Source organism: Arthrobacter sp. ZBG10 (genome assembly GCF_001238605.1).
Classification (GTDB): Bacteria; Actinomycetota; Actinomycetes; order Actinomycetales; family Micrococcaceae; genus Arthrobacter.
On the sequence record NZ_LFQH01000039.1, the window covers coordinates 16,489 to 40,763 of the forward strand.

At 68.7% G+C, this 24,275-nt stretch carries 19 protein-coding genes; 16 read left to right on the plus strand and 3 right to left on the minus strand.

Going from position 1 to position 24,275, the window contains the following annotated elements:
* Positions 1–3 precede the first annotated feature (3 nt).
* From ACU18_RS10050 to ACU18_RS10085, 8 genes are all read left to right on the plus strand, one after another.
* Entirely contained in the window at positions 4–708 is a 705-nt protein-coding gene (locus ACU18_RS10050) for a hypothetical protein (protein WP_050685414.1), read from the plus strand.
* Complete coding sequence (locus ACU18_RS10055) at positions 705–5,150, plus strand: FtsK/SpoIIIE domain-containing protein (RefSeq protein WP_050685415.1); 4,446 nt, start codon at positions 705–707, stop codon at positions 5,148–5,150. Before ACU18_RS10050 ends, ACU18_RS10055 begins: the two co-directional genes overlap by 4 nt.
* Before the next feature lie 132 nt (positions 5,151–5,282).
* Complete coding sequence (locus tag ACU18_RS10060) at positions 5,283–5,852, plus strand: hypothetical protein (protein ID WP_050685416.1); 570 nt, start codon at positions 5,283–5,285, stop codon at positions 5,850–5,852.
* 64 nt (positions 5,853–5,916) lie between these two features.
* Positions 5,917–8,241, plus strand: a complete 2,325-nt coding sequence (gene ligA / locus ACU18_RS10065; RefSeq protein ID WP_050685417.1) for an NAD-dependent DNA ligase LigA — start codon at positions 5,917–5,919, stop codon at positions 8,239–8,241.
* Entirely contained in the window at positions 8,238–9,089 is an 852-nt protein-coding gene (locus ACU18_RS10070) for an inositol monophosphatase family protein (protein WP_050685418.1), read from the plus strand. Before ligA ends, ACU18_RS10070 begins: the two co-directional genes overlap by 4 nt.
* Before the next feature lie 4 nt (positions 9,090–9,093).
* Positions 9,094–10,302 (plus strand): AAA family ATPase, encoded by a 1,209-nt coding sequence (locus ACU18_RS10075; protein ID WP_050685419.1) that lies wholly within the window; start codon positions 9,094–9,096, stop codon positions 10,300–10,302.
* A 62-nt stretch (positions 10,303–10,364) separates the two neighbouring features.
* Positions 10,365–10,868, plus strand: coding sequence for a GNAT family N-acetyltransferase (locus ACU18_RS10080; RefSeq protein ID WP_050685420.1), 504 nt, complete (start codon positions 10,365–10,367; stop codon positions 10,866–10,868).
* Positions 10,869–10,915: 47 nt separating this feature from the next.
* On the plus strand, positions 10,916–11,299 hold the full coding sequence (locus ACU18_RS10085) for a RidA family protein (RefSeq protein WP_050685421.1): 384 nt from the start codon (positions 10,916–10,918) through the stop codon (positions 11,297–11,299).
* A gap of 32 nt (positions 11,300–11,331) precedes the next feature.
* Here the strand turns inward: ACU18_RS10085 and ACU18_RS10090 are convergent, their stop codons facing one another.
* Both ACU18_RS10090 and ACU18_RS10095 read right to left on the minus strand, forming a co-directional pair.
* Positions 11,332–11,997: a response regulator gene (locus ACU18_RS10090; protein WP_050685422.1), complete on the minus strand. Its 666-nt coding sequence runs from the start codon at positions 11,995–11,997 to the stop codon at positions 11,332–11,334.
* Positions 11,990–13,714 carry a sensor histidine kinase gene (locus tag ACU18_RS10095; protein ID WP_197273556.1) on the minus strand — a complete coding sequence of 575 codons (1,725 nt, stop codon included), beginning with the start codon at positions 13,712–13,714 and terminating at the stop codon, positions 11,990–11,992. The genes ACU18_RS10090 and ACU18_RS10095 overlap by 8 nt, the downstream gene beginning before the upstream one ends.
* Before the next feature lie 193 nt (positions 13,715–13,907).
* Here ACU18_RS10095 and ACU18_RS10100 point away from each other — a divergent pair, with 193 nt between their 5' ends.
* The 5 genes from ACU18_RS10100 (at position 13,908) to ACU18_RS10120 (ending at position 19,815) form a co-directional block, all read left to right on the plus strand.
* Entirely contained in the window at positions 13,908–15,365 is a 1,458-nt protein-coding gene (locus tag ACU18_RS10100; RefSeq protein ID WP_050685423.1) for a CitMHS family transporter, read from the plus strand.
* 210 nt (positions 15,366–15,575) lie between these two features.
* Entirely contained in the window at positions 15,576–15,872 is a 297-nt protein-coding gene (gatC, locus tag ACU18_RS10105; RefSeq protein ID WP_050685424.1) for an Asp-tRNA(Asn)/Glu-tRNA(Gln) amidotransferase subunit GatC, read from the plus strand.
* 3 nt (positions 15,873–15,875) lie between these two features.
* Positions 15,876–17,459 (plus strand): Asp-tRNA(Asn)/Glu-tRNA(Gln) amidotransferase subunit GatA, encoded by a 1,584-nt coding sequence (gene gatA / locus ACU18_RS10110; RefSeq protein ID WP_050685425.1) that lies wholly within the window; start codon positions 15,876–15,878, stop codon positions 17,457–17,459.
* On the plus strand, positions 17,459–18,967 hold the full coding sequence (gene gatB / locus ACU18_RS10115) for an Asp-tRNA(Asn)/Glu-tRNA(Gln) amidotransferase subunit GatB (RefSeq protein ID WP_050685426.1): 1,509 nt from the start codon (positions 17,459–17,461) through the stop codon (positions 18,965–18,967). Before gatA ends, gatB begins: the two co-directional genes overlap by 1 nt.
* Positions 18,968–19,164: 197 nt before the next feature.
* On the plus strand, positions 19,165–19,815 hold the full coding sequence (locus tag ACU18_RS10120; RefSeq protein ID WP_050685467.1) for a hypothetical protein: 651 nt from the start codon (positions 19,165–19,167) through the stop codon (positions 19,813–19,815).
* Between the two features lie 11 nt (positions 19,816–19,826).
* Here ACU18_RS10120 and ACU18_RS10125 read toward each other — a convergent pair whose 3' ends face one another.
* Positions 19,827–20,738 (minus strand): LysR family transcriptional regulator, encoded by a 912-nt coding sequence (locus tag ACU18_RS10125; protein ID WP_050685427.1) that lies wholly within the window; start codon positions 20,736–20,738, stop codon positions 19,827–19,829.
* A 132-nt stretch (positions 20,739–20,870) separates the two neighbouring features.
* Here ACU18_RS10125 and tdh point away from each other — a divergent pair, with 132 nt between their 5' ends.
* Genes tdh through ACU18_RS10140 form a run of 3 tightly spaced genes read left to right on the plus strand, consistent with a single transcriptional unit; the run spans position 20,871 to position 24,267 of the window.
* Positions 20,871–21,917 (plus strand): L-threonine 3-dehydrogenase, encoded by a 1,047-nt coding sequence (gene tdh / locus ACU18_RS10130; RefSeq protein ID WP_050685428.1) that lies wholly within the window; start codon positions 20,871–20,873, stop codon positions 21,915–21,917.
* Positions 21,918–21,926: 9 nt separating this feature from the next.
* Positions 21,927–23,123 carry a glycine C-acetyltransferase gene (locus ACU18_RS10135; RefSeq protein ID WP_050685429.1) on the plus strand — a complete coding sequence of 399 codons (1,197 nt, stop codon included), beginning with the start codon at positions 21,927–21,929 and terminating at the stop codon, positions 23,121–23,123.
* A gap of 43 nt (positions 23,124–23,166) precedes the next feature.
* A complete protein-coding gene (locus ACU18_RS10140; RefSeq protein ID WP_050685430.1) occupies positions 23,167–24,267 on the plus strand; it encodes an NAD(P)/FAD-dependent oxidoreductase in 1,101 nt (366 codons plus the stop codon).
* Positions 24,268–24,275 lie beyond the last annotated feature (8 nt).

A 24,275-nucleotide genomic window follows, 5' to 3' on the forward strand; every position in this document is an offset into this window, starting at 1 on the left:
GACATGGGGGATCTGGCAATAGATTTCTGCGGGGAATGGTACGAACCATCAGACGAGGACGTCTTTAACATCGGCCGTGAAGGCGACCTGGAAGTGGACGACAATCCGTACCTGCACCGGCAGTTCCTGCAAGTGGCCCGGTACGACGGCATCTGGTGGCTCAGCAACGTGGGCAGCATGCTTTCCGCCACCGTGGCCGACGGCTCCGGCGGCATGCAGGCCTGGCTGGCGCCGGGCGCCCGGATCCCGCTGGTGTTCAGCCACACCAACATCATTTTCACTGCCGGACCCACCACCTACGAGTTCGCTGTGCACCTGAAAACCCCTTCCTTCCGGCAGGAAGCCCGGGAAGACGACAGCAACGGCGACACCACGATCGGCCCGGTGGTCTTCACGGATTCGCAGAAAGCCCTGATCGTGGCCCTGGCCGAGCCCATGCTCCGCCGCGAAGGGACCGGCTTCAGCGCCATCCCGTCCTCGGCGGCGGCAGCGAAAACCCTGGGCTGGGCCCTGACCCGGTTCAACCGCAAACTCGACAACGTCTGCGACAAGCTGGACCGCGTGGGTGTGGTGGGCCTGCGCGGCGGCGGCGGGAAACTGGCCACCAACCGGCGCGCCCGCCTCGTGGAACACGCCGTGACCTCGCACCTGGTCACCGCCGATGACCTGCACCTGCTCGAAAAGATGAGGGGAGTGGACGAAGGATGAGGATCCGGCTGACACTGCGCCGCGACCCCGCGGAAACAAAGGACCTGGCCGTCACCGTGGACGGCCTGGCCACGGTGGCTGACATCGCCGCTGTGCTCTGGGCGGCCGACCCCGACAGGAAGGGAACCCCTGCGCCGGAGAACCTTTCCCTGCGGATCGACGAGGCGTTTGTGGGCGCCGGCATGACCGGGAATGTCCTGACCCGCAGCGACAACCTGCTCGAATCAGGCCTGCGGCCGGGTTCGGTGGTGTCCCTGGCGCAGGTCAGCACCCAGTTCCAGGTCCCCGGCGCGGGCCGCGGACCCGCCGCCGCCACGCTCCGTGTCCTTTCCGGGCCCGACGTCGGCCGCGAATTTTCGCTGCCCACCGGCACCAGCTACGTGGGCCGGGACCGGGACGTGGACGTCCGCCTCACCGACCCCATGACCTCCAAACGCCACGCCCGCATCACCGTGGGGGAAAGCGTGGAGATTGTGGACACCAACTCCGCCAACGGCCTGCTCATGGACGGCCTGGCCGTCACCCGCGCCACCCTGAACTCCTCGGACACCGTCACCCTGGGGGATACCACCCTTACGGTGGTGCCGCTGGGGCGCATCCAGGCGGCAGTACCGACGTCGCCCCTGGTGGACTTCAACCGGTCCCCGCGCGTAGTGCCGCGGTTCGAGGAACCCAAACGCGTCCTGCCCGCCGGGCCCAAACGGCCTGAGGACAACCCGTTCCCGTACATCATGCTGATCGCGCCGCTGATGATGGGCGCGGTGATCTTCGCCGTCACCCGGAACCCGCTGTCGGTGCTGTTTATGCTGATGATGCCCTTGTTCATCGTGGGCCACTACGTGGACCAGAAGATGCGCGGCCGGAAGCAGCAGAAGGAAGGGCTCAAGCATTTCCGGGAAGCCATGGCCGCGTTCCGGGAAGACGTCACCGAACTCCAGAAGGTGGAACGGGCCGTCCGGCTGCAGGAAGCCCCCTCGGTCAGCGACACCGTGGACGCCATCTACAAACTCGGTCCGCTGCTGTGGACCCACCGGCCGGAGCACGCCTGGTTCCTGGGCCTGAGGTTCGGGCTGGGCAGCGCACCGTCGCGCCTGGTGCTGGAAGAACCCAACAACAACGACACCGAAGCGCAGTACGCCCGCGAAATCCAGGACAGCCTCCGGCAGTTCCGGGTGATCGAAGGCGTGCCGGTGGTGTCCCAGTTCCGCACGTCCGGCGCCCTGGGCGTCGCCGGTCCGCGCGGGCTGGTGGACGACGTTGCCCGCGGCATGGTCCTCCAGCTGGTGGGCCTGCACTCACCGGCCGAAGTGGTCCTCACCGCCATCACCTCTGCGCAGTCCCGGGAACGCTGGAACTGGCTGCAGTGGCTTCCCCACGTGGGCTCAGGCCACAGCCCCCTCGCCGGGGACCACCTGGCCGCGGGCTCAGCCGGCGGCGCCTCCCTCCTGGCGCGGCTCGAGGACCTCGTCGAAGCCCGGGAAGCCGCCGCCAAGCGCAGCGGACCGGAGCTGCGCCCCGAGGTGGACCCGGCCAAGCTGGAAGTCCCCGCGCCGGTACTGCCTGCCGTGCTGGTGATTGTTGAGGACGACGCGCCCGTGGACCGCGGCCGCCTGACCCGGCTGGCCGAACGCGGACCGGACGCCGGCGTCCACGTGATGTGGGTTGCCACGGACATCCAGGCCCTGCCTGCTGCCTGCCGCGACTTTATGGTGGTGGACGGCGACCACGGCACCACCACCGGCCAGGTCCGGCTGGGCCGGCACACCTACCCCGTGAGCTGCGAGAGCGTGGACGCGGAGCTGGCCGGCCAGTTGGCCCGTATGCTCTCGCCCGTCGTGGACGTGGGAAAGCCCGTCACCGACGACTCCGACCTGCCCCGCGCCGTTTCCTACGCCACCCTGATCGGCAAGGACTTCCTGGACAGCCCGCAGGCCGTGGCAGACCGGTGGACCGAAAACAACTCGGTGCACGCCAGCGCCGTGGCCAACCGCAAGGACAACGGCACCCTCCGGGCCCTGGTGGGCTCCAAGGGTGTTGAACCCCTCTACCTGGACCTGAAGAACGAGGGCCCGCACGCCCTGGTGGGCGGCACCACCGGCGCCGGCAAGTCCGAGTTCCTGCAGTCCTGGGTGATGGGCATGGCCGCCGCCTACAGCCCCGACCGGGTCAGTTTCCTGTTTGTTGACTACAAGGGCGGCGCCGCATTTGCCGACTGCATCAACCTTCCGCACACGGTGGGGCTGGTCACCGACCTGTCCCCGCACCTGGTCCGCCGGGCCCTGACCTCGCTGCGGGCCGAGCTCCACCACCGCGAGCAGCTGTTCAACCGGAAAAAGGCAAAGGACCTGCTGGCCATGCAGCGGGAGGCCGATCCGGAGGCCCCGCCCTATCTGGTCATCATCGTGGACGAATTCGCGGCGCTCGCCAGCGAGGTGCCGGAGTTTGTGGATGGGGTGGTGGACGTGGCCGCCCGTGGCCGGTCCCTGGGCCTGCACCTCATCCTGGCCACCCAGCGCCCCGCCGGTGTGATCAAGGACAGCCTGCGGGCCAACACCAACCTCCGTGTGGCCCTGCGCATGGCGGATGAGGACGACGCCGCCGACATCCTGGGTGTCCCCGACGCGGCCTACTTCGACCCCGCCATCCCGGGCCGCGGCGCCGCAAAGACCGGTCCCGGGCGGATCCAGGGTTTCCAGACCGGCTACGCCGGCGGCTGGACCACCGGGAAGCCGCAGCGGCCGCAGATCGACATTGTGGAAATGGCCTTCGGGTCGGGGACCAGCTGGGAAGCGCCGGCGCCGGAGAAACCCGAACGGCAGGAACCGGCCGGGCCCAACGACATCTCCAGGATGACTGCCAACATAGTCCGGGCCGCCGATTCGCTGGCCATCGCCCCGCCCCGGAAGCCATGGCTGGACGAACTGGCCCAGACTTACGACTTCTCCCTCCTGCCCAACCCCCGGACGGATGAGCAGTTGCTCCTCGGCGTGGCCGACCACCCGTCCCGCCAGGATCAGCCCACGGTGTTCTACGAACCGGACCGGGACGGCAACATGGCCATCTACGGCACCGGTGGGTCCGGTAAATCGGCGGCACTGCGCGGCATCGCCATCGCCGCAGCCGTCACCCCCCGCGGCGGTCCGGTCCACGTCTACGGCATCGACTGCGGCTCCTCTGGGCTGCGGATGCTCGAGGAGCTGCCCCACGTTGGCGAAATCCTCAACGGGGACGATGTGGAGCGTGTGGGCAGGCTGCTGCGGATGCTCCGCGACGTCGCGGACCAGCGCTCCGCCCGCTTCGCCGAGGTCCGCGCGTCCACCATCGTGGAGTACCGGAAACTCGCGAACCGGCCGGACGAGAAGCGGATCTTTGTTCTGGTGGACGGCATGTCGGCGTTCCGTGAATCCTACGAACACAGCCGCCTCTCGTCGCTGTGGGACATTTTCCTGCAGCTCGCAACCGACGGGCGCACCCTGGGCATCCACCTGGTGGTCTCTGGCGACCGGCCCAGCGCCGTCCCGCCGTCGCTGCTGGCCTCCATCCAGCGCCGGCTGGTGCTGCGCCTGTCCTCAGAGGACGACTACCTGTCCATGGACGTGCCGCGGGATGTCCTCAGCGCCGCGTCCCCGCCCGGGCGCGGACTCCTGGACGGGCTGGAAGTCCAGCTGGCCGTGCTGGGCGGAAACTCCAACCTGGCGGTCCAGGCACGCGAAGTGCACAAGCTCAGCGCCGCCATGCTCCGCCAGGGCCTGGCCGCGGCACCCGGCATCGAACAGCTGCCCGAGCAGGTGGACCTTGACGTGCTGCCCGCCGGCGACGCGGAGGTCCCCGTGATCGGCGTGGACGACGAAACCCTGCAGCCTGCCGGGATCACGGCCAAGGGGTCGCTGCTGGTGGCAGGGCCGCCGGGCTCGGGCCGCACCGTTGCGCTGGTGACCCTTGCCTACGCCCTCCGCCGAGCCAACCCGGAGATCGAAATTCTCTACCTGGGCTCCCGGCGCTCCGCCGTGGCGGCGCTGCCCGTCTGGAACCGCTCAGTGGTGGGCCCGGACGACGTGGCCGACATGGTGGAGGACCTGACGGAACACTCCAGCGCGAACCCGGGCAAGCTGGCCATCTTCATCGAGGGCCTCACCGAATTCACGGACAGCATCGCCGAGTCCGGCGTTGCGCAGCTGGTGACGGCCGCCATCAAGGCCGACCAGTGGGTGGTAGGCGAGTCCGAATCGTCCACCTGGTCCGCGGCCTGGCAGCTCGCCCAGCCGTTCAAGTCGGGCCGGCGCGGCCTGCTCCTGAACCCGGGCGACATCGAGGGTGACAGCCTCCTGAACACCTCCCTGGGCCGGGTGGGTGACGGGTTCATCCCCGGCCGCGGGTTTGTGGTGGGCCGCGGCAAGGCCCGCAAGATCCAGGTGGCGCTGCCGCCGGAAAACCGCGACTGAGCCCGGCCGGCAGGCAACGAGGGGGAAGGGCCGCAGCCGCTGCGGATTTGCGGCCCTTCCCCGCGGTGTAGCAGACTACCCCTCGACTCCAGAACGCCGTGGCCGGGGGACCGCGCGCATCGAAAGGCAGCAATGACCTTCTCTTCCCCGGCACCCCGCACCCTTGTGGCGGCCGCCGTACTGGCCGTGTCCGCCGGTTTCCTGGCCGGCGGCACGGCGCTGGCCGACTCGCCCACACCCACGGCGCCGGCCACCACGGCCGTTGCAACGCCCTCCGTGCCCGCCGCGCCGGCGCCCGTCAAGACGGACAAGCCGCGGGGGCCCTCCTTCGAGCCCGCGCCGACGGCACCCCCGGCGGCACCGTCCACCGCGCCGGCAGCTCCGGCCGTTCCCGCGGCGCCGATTGAGCAGCCCACCACTGACGTTCCGGTGCCCGCCGTCGAGGCCACCGCCGAAGCAGCCGTGGAGACGGCGGCTGAGGCACCCACGGCCAGCCCGACGTCGGCCGCTCCTTCTGTGGAGTCCAACTGGAACAAGCCCATCACCAGGTCCGCGACGCCAACGCGCGTCGCATCCGTCACCTCCCTGGACGGAGCCGGTGGCGCGGGCCCCAACCTGCCGCTCGTGGCCGGGCTGCTCCTGCTGGGACTCGCCGGCGCCGCCTTTGCCTGGTGGGGCCGGGGCCGGCTCCGGGCCCACTGACCCGGCCGGGCCACGGTCCCGGCGCGGCCCGGGCAGTGTCGGCCGCATAGGGCAAGATAGTTCTGTGAGCACAGTTCCAGGCCCCGCAGAAGACGCCGCCACCCGGACCGGCACCCCCGACGAGCCCGCCGAGGTTCCCGCAGGAACCATCAGGGACGAATACGAGAAGCTGGCGGACCTGGTCCGGAAATACCGGTTCTCCTATTACCAGGAGGACGAACCCCTGGTCTCCGACGCGGAATTTGATACGCTCTTCCGCCGGCTGGAGGAAATCGAGGCCCTGCATCCCGAGCTCGTGGCCAACGATTCGCCCACCCAGGAAGTGGGCGGCGAAGTCTCGGCCGCCTTCGCCGCCGTGGAGCACCTGCAGCGCATGTACAGCTTGGAGGACGTCTTTTCCCTCGAGGAACTCGAGGCCTGGCTGGCCAAGGCCGTGGCCGGCGTCGGCAAGCTTGGCGACTCGGCACCACCGGTTGCGTGGCTCACCGAACTCAAGATCGACGGCCTGGCCGTCAACCTGCTCTACCGGGACGGCAAGCTGGTGCGCGCCGCCACCCGCGGCGACGGGTTCACGGGGGAGGACATCACCCACAACGTCCTGACCATCAAGGAAATCCCGCGGGAACTTTCCGGCACCGGGTTCCCTGGTGAAGTGGAGATCCGGGGCGAGGTCTTTATCCCCTCCAAGGCCTTTGCCGACTTCAACGAAGCCCTGATCGAGGCAGGCAAGGCCCCGCTGGCCAACCCGCGCAACGCCGCCGCCGGGTCGCTGCGCCAAAAGGATCCCGCGGAAACCGCCAAGCGGCCCCTGAAGATGTTTGTGCACGGCATCGGCGCCCGTGAAGGGCTCCAGTCCACCACCCAGTCCGAAACCTACAAGCTCCTCGAGGGCTGGGGGCTGCCGGTCAGCCCGTACTTCGAGGTCCTGGGCAGCGTCAAGGACGTCCTGGCCTTCATCAAGGGTTACGGCGAAAAGCGGCACAAACTGCTGCACGAGATCGATGGGATCGTCATCAAGGTGGACGACTTCGGCACCCAGCGTGCCCTGGGCTACACGTCCCGCGTGCCCCGCTGGGCGGTGGCGTACAAATACCCGCCGGAGGAAGTGCACACCAAGCTGCTGGACATTGCCGTCAACGTGGGACGAACCGGCCGGGTGACCCCGTTCGGCCTGATGGAACCGGTCAAGGTGGCCGGTTCCACGGTGGAGATGGCCACCCTGCACAACCAGGACGTCGTCAAAGCCAAGGGCGTCAAGATCGGCGACATCGTGGTGCTCCGCAAAGCCGGGGACGTTATCCCCGAAATTGTGGGCCCGGTCCTGGCGCTCCGGGACCAGCAGGACCCGCCGGTCCGCGACTTTGTGATGCCCACCGAATGCCCCTCCTGCGGGACGCCGCTGGCACCCGCCAAGGAAGCCGACGTGGACATCCGCTGCCCCAACGCGAAGTCCTGCCCGTCCCAGCTCCGGGAACGGGTCTTCCACTTGGCCGGCCGCGGCGGGTTCGACATCGAGGCGCTGGGCTGGGAAGCGGCGATCGCCCTCACCCAGCCCACCGAACCGGACGTCCCGCCGCTGACCTCGGAGGCCGGGTTGTTCGACCTCACGCCCGAGGTGCTCGCCGGGGTCCGGATCCGGCGCGAAAAACGTGCCAAGGGCGTTCCTACGGGTGAATTCGAACTGGTGCCGTACTTCTTCACCAAGGGCACCGCGAAAGTGCCCTCCAAACCCACGGCCACCACCACCAAACTGTTCGCCGAACTGGAAAAAGCCAAGGCGCAGCCGCTGTGGCGGGTCCTGGTGGCGCTGTCCATCCGGCACGTGGGTCCGCGGGCTTCCCGCGCCCTGGCCACCTGGTTCGGCACCATGGACGCCATCCGTGCCGCCTCGGAAGAGGAACTGGCCGGCGTTGATGGCGTGGGCCCCACCATCGCCGCCGCGCTGAAGGAATGGTTTGCCGAGGACTGGCACCGCGAGATCGTGGACCGCTGGGCCGCGTCCGGAGTGCGGATGGCTGACGAACGCGACGAATCAACCCCCCGCACCCTGGAGGGCCTGACAGTGGTGGTCACCGGCTCGCTGCCAAACTTCAGCCGCGACGAAGCCAAAGAGGCAATCCTCATCCGCGGCGGCAAGGCCGCAGGGTCCGTCTCCAAAAACACCAGCTACCTGGTGGCCGGCGAAAGTGCCGGTACCAAGCTGGACAAGGCCGAGCAGCTGGGCATCCCCGTCCTGGACGAGGACGGCTTCCGCGAACTGCTGGCCAACGGCCCGGCACCTGCTCCTGACGAGCAACCTGCGCCTGACGAGCAACCCGTTCCTGACGAACAATCCGCTGACGGCGAACCTGCCGCGGGCGAACCTGCCCAGGAAGGGGCTCCAGCATGAACGCCGCACCGGAATGCCCTCGAGCCGAGGACCTGCTGGCCGAACTGCTGGGTGTGGCCCGGCTGGCAGCCGCGGCCGGCGCCAAGGTCCTGGCCGGCCGCAACGATGCCGCCCTGGCTGCCGACGCTGCCGTAAACAACAAGGGCGAGGCCGGCGACTGGGTGACCGCCTACGACCTGGCAGCCGAAACCGCTGTCAGGGACGTTATCGCGGCCCACCGCCCCCATGACGCCATCACCGGGGAGGAACACGGGCCCACCCGGCCCGAGGACCCGTCCGGCTACCGCTGGTCCATCGACCCGCTGGACGGCACCACCAACTTCATCCGCAACATTGTGTACTACGGGACGTCGGTGGCCGTGGCGGACGCCAACGGCCAGTGGCTGGCCGGAGTGGTGGACGCCCCCGCACTGGGCAGGGTGTACTACGCCTCCCGCGGCCAGGGCGCCTGGCTCGAGGCCGGTGGCACCCGCACCCGGCTGACCGGCCCGCAGCACGGGCGCACCGGCCGGATCCTGGCCACCGGCTTCAGCTACGACCCTGACGTCCGGGCCGAACAGGCCGGACTGCTGGGCGGGCTGATGGAGGGCTTCGCGGACGTCCGGCGCCTCGGCTCGGCCGCCCTGGACCTGTGCCTGGTGGCCGATGGCACCCATGACGCCTACGGCGAGCGCGGCCTCAACGAGCACGATTTCGCCGCCGGTGCGCTGGTGGCGGAGGAAGCGGGCTGCTGGGTCCGGCGGCCCCGGCTAACCAGCCCGCTGGACGGCGGACCGGACGACGCCGACCGCCTTGCCGCGTGGACCTGCGCCGGGACCTTGGAACTCGCCGGCAAATTCCCGCTCTGAGCCCATGATCCGGACTCTCGCCATTGCCAACTACCGGTCCATCCGGGACCTGTCCCTGGGCCTGACCGGCCTGGACCTGGTCACCGGCGCCAACGGCAGCGGCAAGTCCTCCCTGTACCGGGCGCTGCGGCTGCTCGCCGACTGCGCAGGCGGTGCCGGCGGCAACGTGGTGGGGTCGCTGGCGCGTGAAGGCGGGTTGGCCTCCACGCTGTGGGCGGGGCCGGAAACCGTCAGCGGTGCCATGCGCCGCGGCGAGGTGCCCGTACAGGGGACCCTGCGCAGGAACCCGATCAACCTGAGAATGGGATTCTCGGGGGACGACTTCGGCTACCTCGTGGATTTGGGGATCCCTGTCCCGGTCGCCGGCGAGATGGATGAGCGGAGCCGGAAGCCCAAGGCGTCCCTGTTTGCCAACGATCCGGACATCAAACGGGAGGTGGTGTTCTCGGGCCCGCTGGCCCGGCCTGCGTCCTGGCTGGTGGACCGCCGCGGCGCTGCCGTCCGGGTCCGGGGCACCGCCGGGGAATGGCAACCGGAAAACATCACCCTGCAGCCGTACCAGAGCGTCCTGACCGAGATCGCGGACCCGGAGCGGTCCCCGGAAGTGCTGCAGGTCCGCAACACGGTCCGGTCCTGGCGGTTCTACGACCACTTCCGGACCGACGCTGCTGCGCCCGCCCGGCAGGTGCAGGTGGGTACCCGGACGCCGGTCCTCGATCCCACGGGCGCGGACCTGCCGGCCGCGCTGCAGACCATCCGGGAGACCGGCGACACTTTCCTCCTGGACAAAGTGATCAACGCGGCCTTCCCCGGCAGCAAGCTGGAGATCAGCATCAACGACGGGATGTTCGGTGTCCAGCTGCGGCAGCAGGGGATGCTGCGGCCGTTGAAGGCGCCGGAGCTTTCAGACGGCACCCTCCGGTTCCTGCTGCTCACCGCAGCGCTCCTCACCCCGCAACCGCCGGAACTGATGGTACTGAACGAACCCGAAACCAGCCTGCACCGTGACCTCATGCCGGCCCTGGCCGGGCTCATCAGCCAGGCTGCTGAGCGGTCGCAGCTGCTGGTGGTGTCCCACTCCACTGCCCTCATCACGGCGTTGCGGGAAAGCGGGCACGTCACGGAGCACGAATTGGAGAAGGACGTCGGGGAAACCCGGGTCCGGGGGAGGGGCGCGCTGGAAGGGCCGCTCTGGAGCTGGCCGTCCAGGTAAAGGTCTGCGCCGGCTTCAGCTTCCTGAAATCAGATTTCAGGACTAACCCCTACCATTGATGGGTGCACCAGCAGATTCTGATCAGACCCGCCGTCCCCGCCGATTATTCCGAAATCGCCCGGATTACCGTCGCTTCGTACCTGGCCGCCGGCTATTTCGACGACAGCACGCACCCGTACATGCAGCGTATCCAGGAAGTGGCGCACCGGGCGGCGAACGCCGTGATCTGGGTGGCCGAACGGCAGGGCCGGATCGTCGGGTCCGTCACCCTGGCGGTGGCAGGGGAACCGTTCGCGGACATCGCCCGGCCCGGCGAACTCGAATTCCGGATGCTGGTGGTGGACCCCGACGTCCAGCGCAGCGGTGCCGGCAAAGCGATGGTGGCCGCCATCATCGAGCACGGCCGGTCCCTGCCAGGCATCGAGGCCGTGGCCCTCACTACCGGCCTGACCTGGGAAAGCGCCCACGGCCTGTACCGCAAAACCGGCTTCCAGCGGGTCCCCGAACGTGACTGGCTGGTTCCCGGAACTGACATAAAACTGCTGGTTTACCGGCTGGACCTGTAGCCGCCCTAAAGTGGTGCCGAACTCATCCAGCTATGAAAGGCCCACCCATGCGCAAAACCTTCGGCACCGGCTCCGTCTGGGAACAGACCCTCGGCTACTCCCGCGCCGTCCAGGTGGACAACACGCTCTACATCTCAGCCACCGCTGCCAGCGGCGAGGACGGCATTGTGGGTACCGACTTCTACACCCAGACCGCATTCATCCTGCAGAAGCTCGAAACGGTCCTGGCGGACGCAGGCTTCGCGCTGGCCGACGTGGTCCAGTCCAAGTTGTACCTGACGGACATCAGCAAATGGGAAGAAGCCGGCCGGGCCCATGGCGAGGTCTTCGGCGAGATCCGCCCCACCCTGGCCCTGGTGCACGTGCTGCCGTTCCTGGACCCGCAGATGCTGGTGGAAATCGAACTGGTTGCGCAGAAAAGCGCCAGCTGACCCGGCTCCCTGACCAGGCTTTGCTGACCCGGTCAGGGCACGGCGGGCAGGCCGTAGCGGTGCTCCGGCCGGCCCGTGGTGCCGTAGCGGAGCTGGATGTCCACGGCGCCGTCGTCGGCCAGTGAGGACAGGTACCGCTGCGCCGTGGCCCTGGAGACTCCCACCCGGCCCGCCACCTCGGCCGCCGAGTACTGCTCTCCGGGGAGCAGCGATTCCAGCACCGCCGCTTCGGTGGCGGAGCGGGGCTTGGCCGACGGCGTGACATCCCCCGGGATCAGCGCACGTTTTGCGCGCTCCACCCCGTCCTGGTCCAGGGCCCCGGGCTGGGCCAGGAGGCGCCGGAACCGGGCATAGGAGCGCAGCTGCTGCGACAGCGCATCAGCGGTAAAGGGCTTGAGCAGGTACCCCAGGGCGCCGCGGCGCAGGGCCAACCGGACGGATGCCGCATCGGAGGCGGCGCTGAGGATCACGGTGTCCACATCGAGCTGCTGGAGCAGGTCCAGCCCGGAGGCATCCGGAAGGTAGACGTCCAGGAGCACCAGGTCAGGGCGCAGGCTGTGGATGGACTGCAGCGCCAGGGATGCTGTCCCCACCGGCGCCAGGGCCAGGAACCCCGCCACAGAGTCCACGTAGGCGGCGTGGAGTTTCGCCACATGGAAGTCGTCGTCCACGATCAGCACACGGAAATCGTCAGGCATCGTTGTCCTTTCCAGGGGTTGCGGCGCGTCCAGGGGTTGCGGCGCGCGCCGCGGTGGTGCCGGGGAGTGTGGCCATAAACACGGCGCCGGGTCCGCCGTCGGTCCCGGCGGCCAGCAGGGTAACGTCGCCGCCGCGCCGCCGGGCCAGCTGCCGGGCCAGGGCCAGCCCGAAGCCCTGCCCGCCGCCCGCGCGGACCGGCCCGGACGCGGTGGTGAAACCGGACGCAAACACGTCTTCCGGGCCGGTCCCGGGGGCCAGCCCGTTTCCGGAGTCGGCCACCACGATATGGAGGGTGCCGCCACCGGCACCGGGTTCGTCGAGGACCTCCACCTCCACCCACCGGTCTTCGGCGGAGCCTGCCACGGCAGCGTTTACCGCGTTGTCGATCAGGTTGCCCAGGACCGTTGTTACATCCTGGGCTTCGGAGACCTGTCCGCGGACCAGGGTCTCGGGGCCGATCCGGAGGGACACCCCCCGTTCATCGGCCTCAACCCCCTTGGCACCCACAAACGCCTGCAGGTACGGGTCCTGCAGGAGCTCAGCCTGGTCCACCGGGAACCGCAACGGCCCGGTGGCAGCCAGCCCGGCCAGGTACTCGCGGGCCTGCTGGTGCTGGCCGATGCCCATAAACCCGGCGAGGGTGTGCAGCTGGTTTGCGAACTCGTGGCGCTGCGCCCGCAGCGCATCGGACAGGGTGCCCACGGCGTCCAGCTGCCGGGTGAGCTGCTGGAGTTCCGTCCGGTCCCGGAGCATCAGCACCCAGCCCAAATCTTCCCGCCGGTGCAGGGCCTTGCGGGCGCTGGCCACCAGGACCTGGCCGCCGGCCACCACCTCCACGGCTTCCGGGCCGGCGTATCCCGGCCGGGTGAGGGCGGCCAGCTGCGCCGGGACCGGCGCGTCCGCCCACCGGGTGCCGGTGAGGTCCGGCAATCCCAAAAGCCGCTGCGAGGCGGCGTTGAAAACACTGATCCTGCCGTCCGCGGAAACGCCGATGACGCCGTCGTCCACTCCCTGCAGGACCGCCACCTGGTCGTGCACCAGGGTGCTGATCTCCTCCGGTTCCAGGCCGAGTGTGAGCCGCTGCAACCGGCGGCGCAGCAGGAAGGAGCCCAGCACGCCGGCGCCGAGGGCGCCTGCCGCCGTCAGGGCCACCGGGCCGATGTCGCGCGCCACGCTCTGGCCCACGGTTTCCATGGAGTAGCCCACGCTGACCTCACCCACCACGGTGTTGCTGTCCGGCGCGTAGACCGGGACCTTTGCACCCGCCGACGGGCCCAGCGTCCCCGTGTTACGGGTGGTGATTTCCTGGCCGGCCAGGGCCTCGGACGGATCGGTGCTGACACCCTCGCCCAGCCGGTCCGGGTCCGGATGCGCCAGCCGCAGACCGGTTTCGTCGGTGATCACCACAAAGAGCGCACCGGTGCGGGTCCGCACGGCCTCCGCGGCGGCCTGCAGGGGACCGGCGGCAAGCTCCGCCGGCGGCGGGGTGCCCGCCTGGCCACTGATGGCCAGCACGTCCGCGCGGACCGACGGGTCCGAGGCCACGGTCCGGGCCAGCGTCAGGGCCTGGTTCTCCGCGTCGCTGCCCACCCGGTCATAGGTCAGCCAGGCGTGCACCGCGGTGCTCAGCAGCACCACCAGCAGCACCACCCCCAGCTGGAGCAACAGCGTCTGCGTCGAGAACCGCAGGGGCGTGCGGGGCGCGGGGCGCGGCATGGTCCTCCTCGACGGGCAGTGATTAATGGCAGTTCCCGGCTCCACCGGACGGTGTGAGCACAATGAGCAAAATGCTCCCAATAAGCAGTATGCCAATCAATTGAGCCAAAGGCACGGCCGTGACGGCCGCCACCCTACAGTCTGTAGCACGCGTCACACCGCTGTGCCGCCGAACACATGTAAGGAGCCGGCCGTGCTGGTAATACTTGGATTCGCAATGATCGCGGTATTCATGGTGCTGATCATGACGAAAAAGTTGACGCCAGTACTGGCGCTCATCATCGTCCCCACCGTTTTTGGACTTTTCGCAGGCGCCGGCCTTGGCATCGGCGACATGGTCCTGGAGTCCATGAAAGCCATGACCTCCACCGCAGCCCTGCTGATGTTTGCCATCATCTACTTCGGGCTGATGATCGACGTGGGACTGTTTGACCCGCTGGTCAAATTCATCCTCCGCAAGCTGGGCAACGACCCCGCCAAAGTGGTTCTGGGCACCGCCATCCTCGCGGCCGCCGTGTCGCTGGACGGTGATGGCTCCACCACCTTCATCCTCACCACGGCAGCCATGCTGCCCGTCTACCTGCGCCTGAAGATGAGCCCCGTGGTCCTCACCTGCGTGGCCGGCCTGGCCAACGGCACCATGAACATCGTGCCCTGGGGCGGTCCCACGGCCCGCGCCGCCACCGCGCTGAACATCGACGTCAACGACGTCTTTGTCCCCATGGTCCCCTCCCTGATCGGTGGCCTGGTGGTTGTTATGGTCTTCGCCTGGCTCCTGGGCCTGCAGGAACGCAACCGGCTCCGCGCCACCGAGCCGGGCATCTGGGCCACCCCGGGTGCTGACACTGCCGACGGCGGCGCACCCGCCGGTGGGTCGGGAACCGGCCGTGGACGCAAGGGCAACAACCCCGGCGGAGCAGCCCCCGCCGTCGGCGGCTCTTCCGTCGCTGTCCTGGAGCGCCCCGAAACGCTGGTGGACGACCTCGACTCCGCCATGGCGGACACCGCACTGGACCCGAACCGCGCCACCCTGCGGCCCAAGCTGTTCTGGTTCAACCTGGTCCTGACCGTGGCCGTGATGACCATGCTGGTGGCCGACCTGGTCCCGCTGCCCTACGTCTTTATGGTCGGTTCGGCCATCGCGCTGCTGGTGAACTTCCCCAACGTCAAGGAACAGAGCCGCCAGCTGGTGGCCCACGCACCGTCAGTTGTTGCCGTGGTCAGCATGGTCATGGCCGCAGCAGTCCTCACCGGGGTCCTGACCGGCACCGGCATGGTGGGAGCCATGTCCGAGTGGCTGGTCCAGATCATCCCGTCCAGCATGGGACCGTTCATGGCCGTCATCACCGGTGTCCTGAGCATCCCCATGACGTTCTTCATGAGCAACGACGCCTTCTACTTCGGCGTCCTGCCGGTACTCGCCGAAACTGCCGGCCACTACGGCATCCCCGCCGCGGACATGGCCCGGGCCTCCATCACCGGCCAGCCGTTCCACCTGCAGAGCCCCCTGGTTCCGGCTATCCTGCTGCTGGTCTCCCTGGCCAAGGTGGACCTGGGCGACCACCACAAAAAGGTACTGTGGCGCACCGCCGTGGTTTCCCTGGTCATGCTGGGAATTGGTGTGCTGACCGGGGCCGTCGGAATCGGTTAGTCTAAACCTGCCTGTGGACCGGCTTCGGCCGGCCTGCGGGACCGAAGTGCCCGTCTGACGCCCGCTGGGGGTCGTCAGACGGGCACTGGCGTTTCCGCACTAGACTGGTTCCGGAAAACAAGCGGGACTGGTTGGAAAAACAAGTGGCACTTGTTTGCGAAGCGACCGGGGCCCGCCCGGAATGAACACATACACCTGCAGGGGAGATCCATGGCTGCGATCAACCGTGACGATGTTGCGCATCTGGCGCGACTCGCTCACATCGAGATGAGTGCCGAAGAGCTGGACAGGATGGCCGGCGAGCTCGCCGTCATCGTTGATTCCGTCAAGTCCGTCAGTGAGGCCGCCGGGGCCGACGTCCCGGCAACGTCCCACCCCATCCCGCTGACCAACGTCTTCCGGGACGACGTGGTGGGGCACACCTTCACCGCTGAACAGTCACTCTCCGGCGCGCCGGATTCGCTCGATAACCGTTTCAAGGTCCCGGCCATCCTGGATGAGGCATAAACCATGACCGAACTGAACCCCGCCGGAACCGACGCCGGCACCCTGATCCGCCTGTCCGCAGCGCAGCTGGCCGCCAAGCTGGCCGCCGGTGAAGTGACCTCCGTGGAGATCACCCGGGCCTGCCTGGACCGCATCGCCCAGGTGGATGGCGGTGAGCGCGGCATCAACGCGTTCCTGCACGTCAACGCCGAGGAAGCGCTCGCCGTCGCTGCAGAGGTGGACGCCATCCGCGCCGCCGGCGGCCCCGAAGCCGACGCCCTGCATGAACTCGCAGGCGTCCCCATCGCCGTCAAGGACCTCATCGTCACGGTGGGCCAGCCCACCACTGCCGGCTCGAAGATCCTCGAAGGCTGGCACAGCCCGTACGACGCCACCGTGGTGGCCCGGCTGCGCGCCGCGAAGATGCCCATCCTGGGCAAAACCAACCTGGACGAATTCGCCATGGGTTCCTCCACCGAGCACTCCGCCTACGGCCCCACCCGCAACCCCTGGGACCTGGACCGGATCCCGGGCGGCTCCGGCGGCGGTTCCGCGGCCGCCGTCGCCGCGTTCGAGGCGCCCCTGGCCCTCGGAACCGACACCGGCGGCTCCATCCGGCAGCCGGGCGCCGTCACCGGCACCGTGGGGGTCAAGCCCACCTACGGCAGTGTGTCCCGCTACGGCGCCATCGCCATGGCCTCCTCGCTGGACCAGATCGGCCCCGTCACCCGCACCGTGCTGGACTCGGCACTGCTGCACCAGGTCATCGGCGGGCACGACCCCAAGGACTCCACCTCCCTGCCGGAGCCGCTGGCGGACCTCGTGGCCGCGGCACGCACCGGCAACGTCGAGGGCCTGCGGATCGGCATCATCAAGGAACTGCACGGCGAGGGTTACCAGGCCGGCGTCGAAAACCGGTTCAACGAGGCGCTGGAACTGCTCAAGGACGCCGGCGCCACGATCGTTGAGGTCTCCTGCCCCAACTTCCAGTACGCCCTGGGCGCCTACTACCTGATCATGCCCTCCGAGGCGTCCTCCAACCTGGCAAAGTTCGACGGCGTCCGGTTCGGCCTGCGCGTCCTGCCCACCGACCCGCCGCTCACCATTGAACGGGTCATGGCAGCCACCCGCGCCGCCGGGTTCGGCGACGAGGTCAAGCGCCGCATCATCCTGGGCACCTACGCCCTGAGCGCCGGCTACTACGACGCCTACTACGGCTCGGCCCAGAAGGTCCGCACCCTGGTCCAGCGCGACTTCAACGCCGCCTTTGAACAGGCGGACGTGCTGATTTCCCCCACGGCGCCCACCACCGCGTTCAAATTGGGCGAAAAGCTGGACGATCCGCTGGCCATGTACCTCAACGACGTCGCCACCATCCCGGCCAACCTGGCCGGCGTCCCCGGGCTCTCCCTCCCGGGCGGCCTCGCTGACGAGGACGGACTGCCCGTCGGCATCCAGCTGCTGGCCCCGGCCCGCGAGGACGCCCGGCTCTACCGCGTGGGCGCCGTCCTGGAATCGCTGCTGGAGGCCAAGTGGGGCGGCCCGCTGCTGGCCCAGGCCCCCGACCTTGCCGGCGCACCGGCACTCGAAGCCCAGGAGGCGAAATAATGAGCACCGACGCAACCCTGAGCTTCGAAGAGGCCATGGAGAAGTACGACCCCGTCCTGGGGTTTGAGGTCCACGTGGAACTCAACACCAAAACCAAGATGTTCTCCTCCGCGCCCAACGTGTTCGGCGACGAGCCCAACACCAACGTGAACGAGGTGGACCTCGGCCTGCCGGGCGTGCTGCCCGTGGTCAACCGGACGGCCATCGAGTCCTCCATCAAGATCGGCCTGGCGCTGAACTGCAGCATCGCTGAGTCCTGCACCTTTGCCCGGAAGCAGTACTTCTACCCGGACACACCCAAGAACTTCCAGACCTCCCAGTACGAGGACCCCATCGCGTACGACGGTTACCTGGACATCGAACTCGCCGACGGCACGGTGTTCCGCGTTGAGATTGAACGCGCCCACATGGAGGAGGACGCCGGGAAGCTGACCCACATGGGTGGCGCCGCCGGCCGCATCCAGGGCGCCGACTTCTCCCTGGTGGACTACAACCGCTCAGGCGTGCCGCTCGTGGAAATCGTCACCAAGCCCATCGAAGGCGCCGGCTCCCGCGCGCCGGAACTGGCCAAGGCCTACGTGGCCGCCGTCCGCGAGATCGTCAAGAACCTCGGCGTCTCCGATGCCCGGATGGAACGCGGCAACGTCCGCTGCGACGCCAACGTCTCGCTCCGCCCGCACGGCCGGGAACGGTTCGGCATCCGGTCCGAAACCAAAAACGTGAACTCGCTGCGCGCCGTCGAACACGCCGTCCGCTACGAGATCCAGCGCCACGCCGCCGTCCTGGACAACGGCAACCCGGTCATCCAGGAAACCCGGCACTGGCACGAGGACACCCGTACCACCACGTCGGGCCGGCCCAAGTCGGACGCTGACGACTACCGCTACTTCCCGGAACCGGACCTGGTGCCCGTGGTGGCGTCCCGTGAATGGGTGGAGGAGCTCCGCGCCACCTTGCCCGAGCCGCCGGCCGCCCGCCGCAAGCGCCTGCAGGCCGACTGGGGCTACTCCGACCTGGAATTCCGCGACGTGGTCAACGCCGGAGTCCTGGACGAGATCGAGGAAACCATTGCCGCCGGCGCCTCCGCTTCGGTGGCCCGTAAATGGTGGATGGGCGAAATCGTTGGGCGCGCCAAAAACGCCGACGTCGACCCCGGCCAGCTGGGCGTTGCACCCGCCACCATCGTGGAGCTTGCGAAAATGGTGGATGACGGCAAGATCAACAACAAGATGGCCACCGCTGTCCTGGACGGCGTCCTGGCCGGCGAAGGCACCCCGGCCGAAATCGTCCAGGCCCGCGGCCTGGCAGTGGTCTCGGACGACGGCCCCCTCCTCGAAGCCATCGACGCTGCCCTGGCGGCACAGCCGGACGTCGCGGAGAAGATCCGCGGCGGCAAGGTCCAGGCCATCGGCGCGATTGTTGGCGGCGTGATGAAGGCCACCCGTGGCCAGGCGGACGCCGGCCGCGTCCGTGAGCTGATCCTGGCGAAGCTCGGCGTCGAAGGCTGAGACCGCCCGCTCCAACCCAACTGGGTCGCAGTAGTTGTCGTTTTGACCCCTCAAAACGACAACAACTGCGACCCAGTTGGGCGTTAAGCACTACTCGCATCCACAGGCACCGAACTACCCGTGTTCAGGGCCGCGTCCCGGTCCTACACTGAAGATCCAGGGCACAGCGCCCTGCCCGCTCTGTGGGAGGTATGGCCATGACCGTCCGGGAACCGTTGAGGCTTCGCAAGGCTTTCCTGGCCGGCGCCGTTGCGCTGGCGCTGACCGGCACGGGAGCCGCCATCGCCTGGTCGGCAACCGGGACGCCCATGCCCACCCCGGACACGCCCAGTGCGGCCGCGCCGGATACCGGTTCGGGCAAGGACACGGATCCGGCGAAGGACAAAGCCGCACACGCCCGTCCCCTCCACAGTGAAAGTGTGGTGAAGGAGGCCGACGGCACCTACCGCACGGTCCTGTCGCAGCGCGGCAGGGTAGACGCCGTCAGCTCCACGGCCATCACGGTGAAAAGCGAGGACGGTTACAGCCAGACCTACGCCGTCACCGCTGGCACCCGGATCACGGTGATTCCCGCCCCCGCCGCGGACGGCTCACCGGCAACGGGCGACGACGGCAAACGGCTCAAGCCCACGGACGGCACCAGTGCGGACCTCGCCACAGGGGACGCCGTGCTGGTTGCCGGCGTGAAGGATGGCGGCACGGCCACTGCCCAAAGGATTGTCAAGGGCGCCGGCGACGGGCCCGGAATGGGACTGGGCCAGGGCCGCGGGAAAGGACACGGGCAAGGCCACGGCAAGGGCGCTGGGCAGAGTCAGGGGCAGGGTCAAGGCCACGGACCCAAAGCCTGAGCGCGGCGGATTCAGCTGATTTTGACCAGCCCCGCCATGATGTCCTCCAGTGCCTGGCACACCATCAGCACCGAGCGGCGCTTGAGGTTCTCCGGCCTGGCCAGCAGGTCAATCCGGCGGCGCGTGCTGATCCCGGACAGGGGACGGAGCACAATGTCCGGATTCAGCACCGGCCCCGCGGTGTACCGCGGCAGCAGGCCAACCACCCCGCCGGCCGCCACCAGCGCGGCCACGGTGGAGTAGTCATTGATGCGGTGCACAATGTTCAGTTCCCTGCTGGAAACGGCCGCGACGGCGGACAGCACGTCGGCGGGGGAGTAGCCGGCGTGGCTGGTCACCCAGGCCTCGGCCGCCACGTCCTGCACGCTCAGGGTGTCCTGCCCGGCCAGCCGGTGCCCGGCGGGGAGGGCCACGTCCAGCGGTTCGTGGGCCAGCGGGATCACCGTGACACGTTCGGTGGGCCACCGGGGGCTGTGGTCCATCCGGTGGGCCAGGACCAGGTCGTACCGGGCCGTCAACGCGGGGAAGTCCTGCTGGGCCACGTCCTCGTCGGACAATTCGATCCGTGGTTTCTCCGGGCCGTCCAGGATCCGGGCCAGCGGCGCAAAGACTGCCTGGCCGGCGCTGTGGAAGCCACACAGGCTCACCCGGCCGGCTGCGGACCCGTGATAGATCCCGATCGCATCCCGCGCGTCCGCCAGCGCACCGACCACGGCGGCGCCGGCGTCGGCCAGGACCTGGCCTGCTTCCGTCAGCACCAGGTTGCGGCCTTCCTTTCGCGTCAGCGGCACGTCGACCGTCCGCTGCAGGATGGCCAGTTGCTGCGAGACGGCGGACGGCGTGACCATCAGGGTGTCCGCCACCGCCTTGACGCTGCCCAGCGCGCCGAGCTCACGCAGGATTTCAAGCTGATGGATCTCCATCCCCCAAGTCTATGCATTAGCAAAAGCTACATCGTCGATTGAGAAATTCCCTGTTGTACTAAGCCGTTATCCCCGTTCTAATGAGGACGGAAGCACCCGCCCGCGGTGTGGCGATAAAGAGGAAGGAAGCCGATGAAGGCTTTGTACAAGTCAGGCCCCCAGGCCGGTTTCGAGCTGGTGGACCGGCCCGAACCGGAAGCCGGTCCGGCCGACGTAAAAATCCGGGTGATGACCACCGGTATCTGCGGCACCGACCTCCACATCCAGTCCTGGGACGCCTGGGCGCAGGGCATCATCGAGGCACCCCTGATCGCCGGCCACGAGTTCTACGGCGAAGTGGTGGCTGTGGGCGTGGACGTCCGCGACGTGAAAGTGGGCGACCGGGTATCCGGCGAAGGCCACGTGGTGTGCGGCATCTGCCGCAACTGCCGCGCGGGCCGCCGCCAGATGTGCATTCACACCGTCAGCGTGGGCGTGCAGCGCGACGGCGCCTTTGCCGAATACGTGGTGATCCCGGAAACCAACGTCTGGGTCCATCACGATCCGTCCATCACCCCCGAGCTCGGCGCCATCTTCGACCCCTTCGGCAACGCCGTGCACACCGCCCTGAGCTTCCCGCTGGTGGGCGAGGACGTCCTGATCACCGGCGCCGGGTCCATCGGCCTGATGGCCATCGCCGTCGCCCGGCACGCAGGGGCCCGCAAGATCGCCATCACGGACGTGTCCGGACCCCGCCTGGAGCTGGCCCGCACCCTCGGCGCGGACCTGGCCATCGACGTCTCCACCACCCGGGTCCGCGACGCCCAACGTGCGCTCGGCCTGCGCGAGGGCTTCGACATCGGCATGGAAATGTCCGGCCATCCCACGGCGCTGCCGGAGATGATCGAGAACATGAACCACGGTGGCCGGATCGCCATGCTGGGCCTGCCCAGCCAGGACATCACCATTGACTGGGCCAAGGTGGTCACGCACATGCTCACCCTCAAGGGCATCTACGGCCGCGAAATGTACGAGACCTGGTACGCCATGAGCGCCATGCTCTCCTCCAACCCCGTGCTCCACGCCGGCATCTCCGCCGTGGTGACGGACACCCTGCCCGCCACGGACTGGGAAAAAGGCTTTGACCTGGCCCGCAGCGGTTCCGGTGGCAAAGTTGTCCTCGACTGGACCCAACTCTAAGGAAACCCCATGTACTCCGCCATCAAGGACCAGCTGGCCACCGAGCTGGACAGCCTCCGCACCGCCGGGCTGTTCAAGACCGAGCGCAGCATCAACTCGCCGCAGTCCAGCCACATCACTGCAGCCCGGATCGGGGAACAGGGCGCCGCCGTCCTTAACTTCTGCGCCAACAACTACCTGGGCCTGGCCGACCACCCGGACATCATCACGGCCGCCAAGACCGCCATGGACGAGCGCGGTTTCGGCATGGCCAGCGTCCGCTTCATCTGTGGCACCCAGGACCTGCACCTGGAACTCGAAGCCAGGGTCTCCCGCTTCCTGGGCACCGAGGACACCATCCTGTTCTCCAGCTGCTTCGACGCCAACGGCGGTGTGTTCGAGTCCCTGTTCGGACCCGAGGACGCCATCATCTCCGATGCCCTCAACCACGCCTCGATCATCGACGGCATCCGGCTCTGCAAAGCCCGCCGTTACCGCTACGCCAACCAGGACATGGCCGAGCTCGAAGCCCGGCTGCAGGAGGCAGGCGACGCAAGGCGCCGGATCATCGTCACGGACGGCGTCTTCTCCATGGACGGCTACCTCGCCCCGCTGGCTGCCATCTGCGACCTGGCCGAGCGCTACGACGCCCTGGTGATGGTGGACGACTCGCACGCCGTGGGCTTTATGGGCGGCACCGGCGCGGGTACGCCCGAGCATGCCGGCGTCTCCGACCGGGTGGACATCTACACGGGCACATTCGGCAAGGCCCTGGGTGGCGCCTCCGGCGGATACGTCTCGGGCCGCGCCGAAGTGGTGGCCATGCTCCGGCAGAAGGCCCGCCCCTACCTGTTCTCCAACTCCCTGGCGCCGGCGATCGTGGCCGCCACCATCAAGGCACTTGACCTGGTGGAAACCTCCGCTGACCTGCGGACCAGATTGTTCGCCAATGCGGAGCTGTTCCGCCGCCGGATGACGGAGGAGGGCTTCGAGCTCCTCCCCGGCGAGCACGCGATTGTGCCGGTGATGTTTGGTGACGCCGTCCTCGCGGCGAAGGTGGCGGACCGGATGCTGGCCCACGGAGTTTTCGTCACGGCCTTCAGCTTCCCGGTGGTTCCACGCGGTGCCGCAAGGATCCGCGTGCAGCTCTCGGCGTCGCATTCAGCGGCCGACGTCGAAGCGTGCGTGGGTGCGTTCGTCGCCAGCCGTGCCGCAGTAGCAGGCTGAGCCCGGCGCCGCCGGCAGCCGCCAACTCTGCAAGGATGGTGCCATGGCAGCACATTACGATGTCCTGATTGTTGGCGGCGGCATCGCCGGGCTTTCCCTGGCGGCCGCGCTGGCGGATCACTGCACGGTGGCGCTGGTGGAGGCGGAGCAGGAGCTGGCGTACCACACGTCCTCCCGCTCCGCCCGGCAGCTGATCCCCAGTTACGGCCCGCCGGTGGTGCAGGAACTGACTATGCGGACCCTGGAACTCATCGCCGCCCGGGACGACGGGCAGCCCGTGCCGGTCCTGACGCCGCGCAGTTTCCTGCTGGTCGGCACCGAAGCCCTGGTTGCGGCCGGGGCAAGCGGACACATGGTGCCGGTGACACCGGACCAGGCGCTGGAGCTTTGTCCTGCCCTGGTCCCCGGCAGCTTCGAAGCCGCCGGGCTGGATACAGGCTCCTACGGCTGCGACGCGCCCCTGCTGCTGGCAGGCCACCGGCAGGCAGCCTTGGCCGCGGGGGCGGAGATCATCACCGGCGCACGCGTGCACTCAGCCCAGCGCCTGGGAACCGGCTGGCAGGTCGGCGCCGGCACGGAGGCCTTCGCAGCCACTGTGGTGGTCAACGCGGCCGGCGCCTGGGCCGATGAGCTGGCCGTCATCAGCGGCGTGGAGAAGCTGGGCCTGCAGCCCTACCGCCGCACCGCAGCGATTGCCGCCGTCGGCCGTTCCCTGCCCGCCGGCAGCCCCATGGTGGCCGCCGCGGATGACTCGTACTATTTCCGGCCCGACGGCGGCGACGTGCTGATTTCGCCGTCCGAGACAGTGCCCAGCGGCCCCGAGGACGCACAACCGCGCCCCGGCGATGTGGAAAACCTGGTGGCCCTCCTCAACCGGGTGACGTCGCTGGGCATTACCGGCGTACGCCGCGCGTGGACCGGGCTCCGGACCGAGGCTGCCGAGGGCATCCCCGTGGCCGGGTTCGACGCGGAGGCCGCCGGGTTCTACTGGCTCGCCGGGCAAGGCGGGTACGGGTTCCAAACATCTGCCGCCATGGCCGAACTTGCCGCGGGGCAGATCCTGGCGCACCTGGGCGGCCGCCCAGGTCCGGAATCCCGGACAGCACGGGCGCTTGCAGCCACCCGCTGGTCCGTGCGGCGCTGAAGAATGAT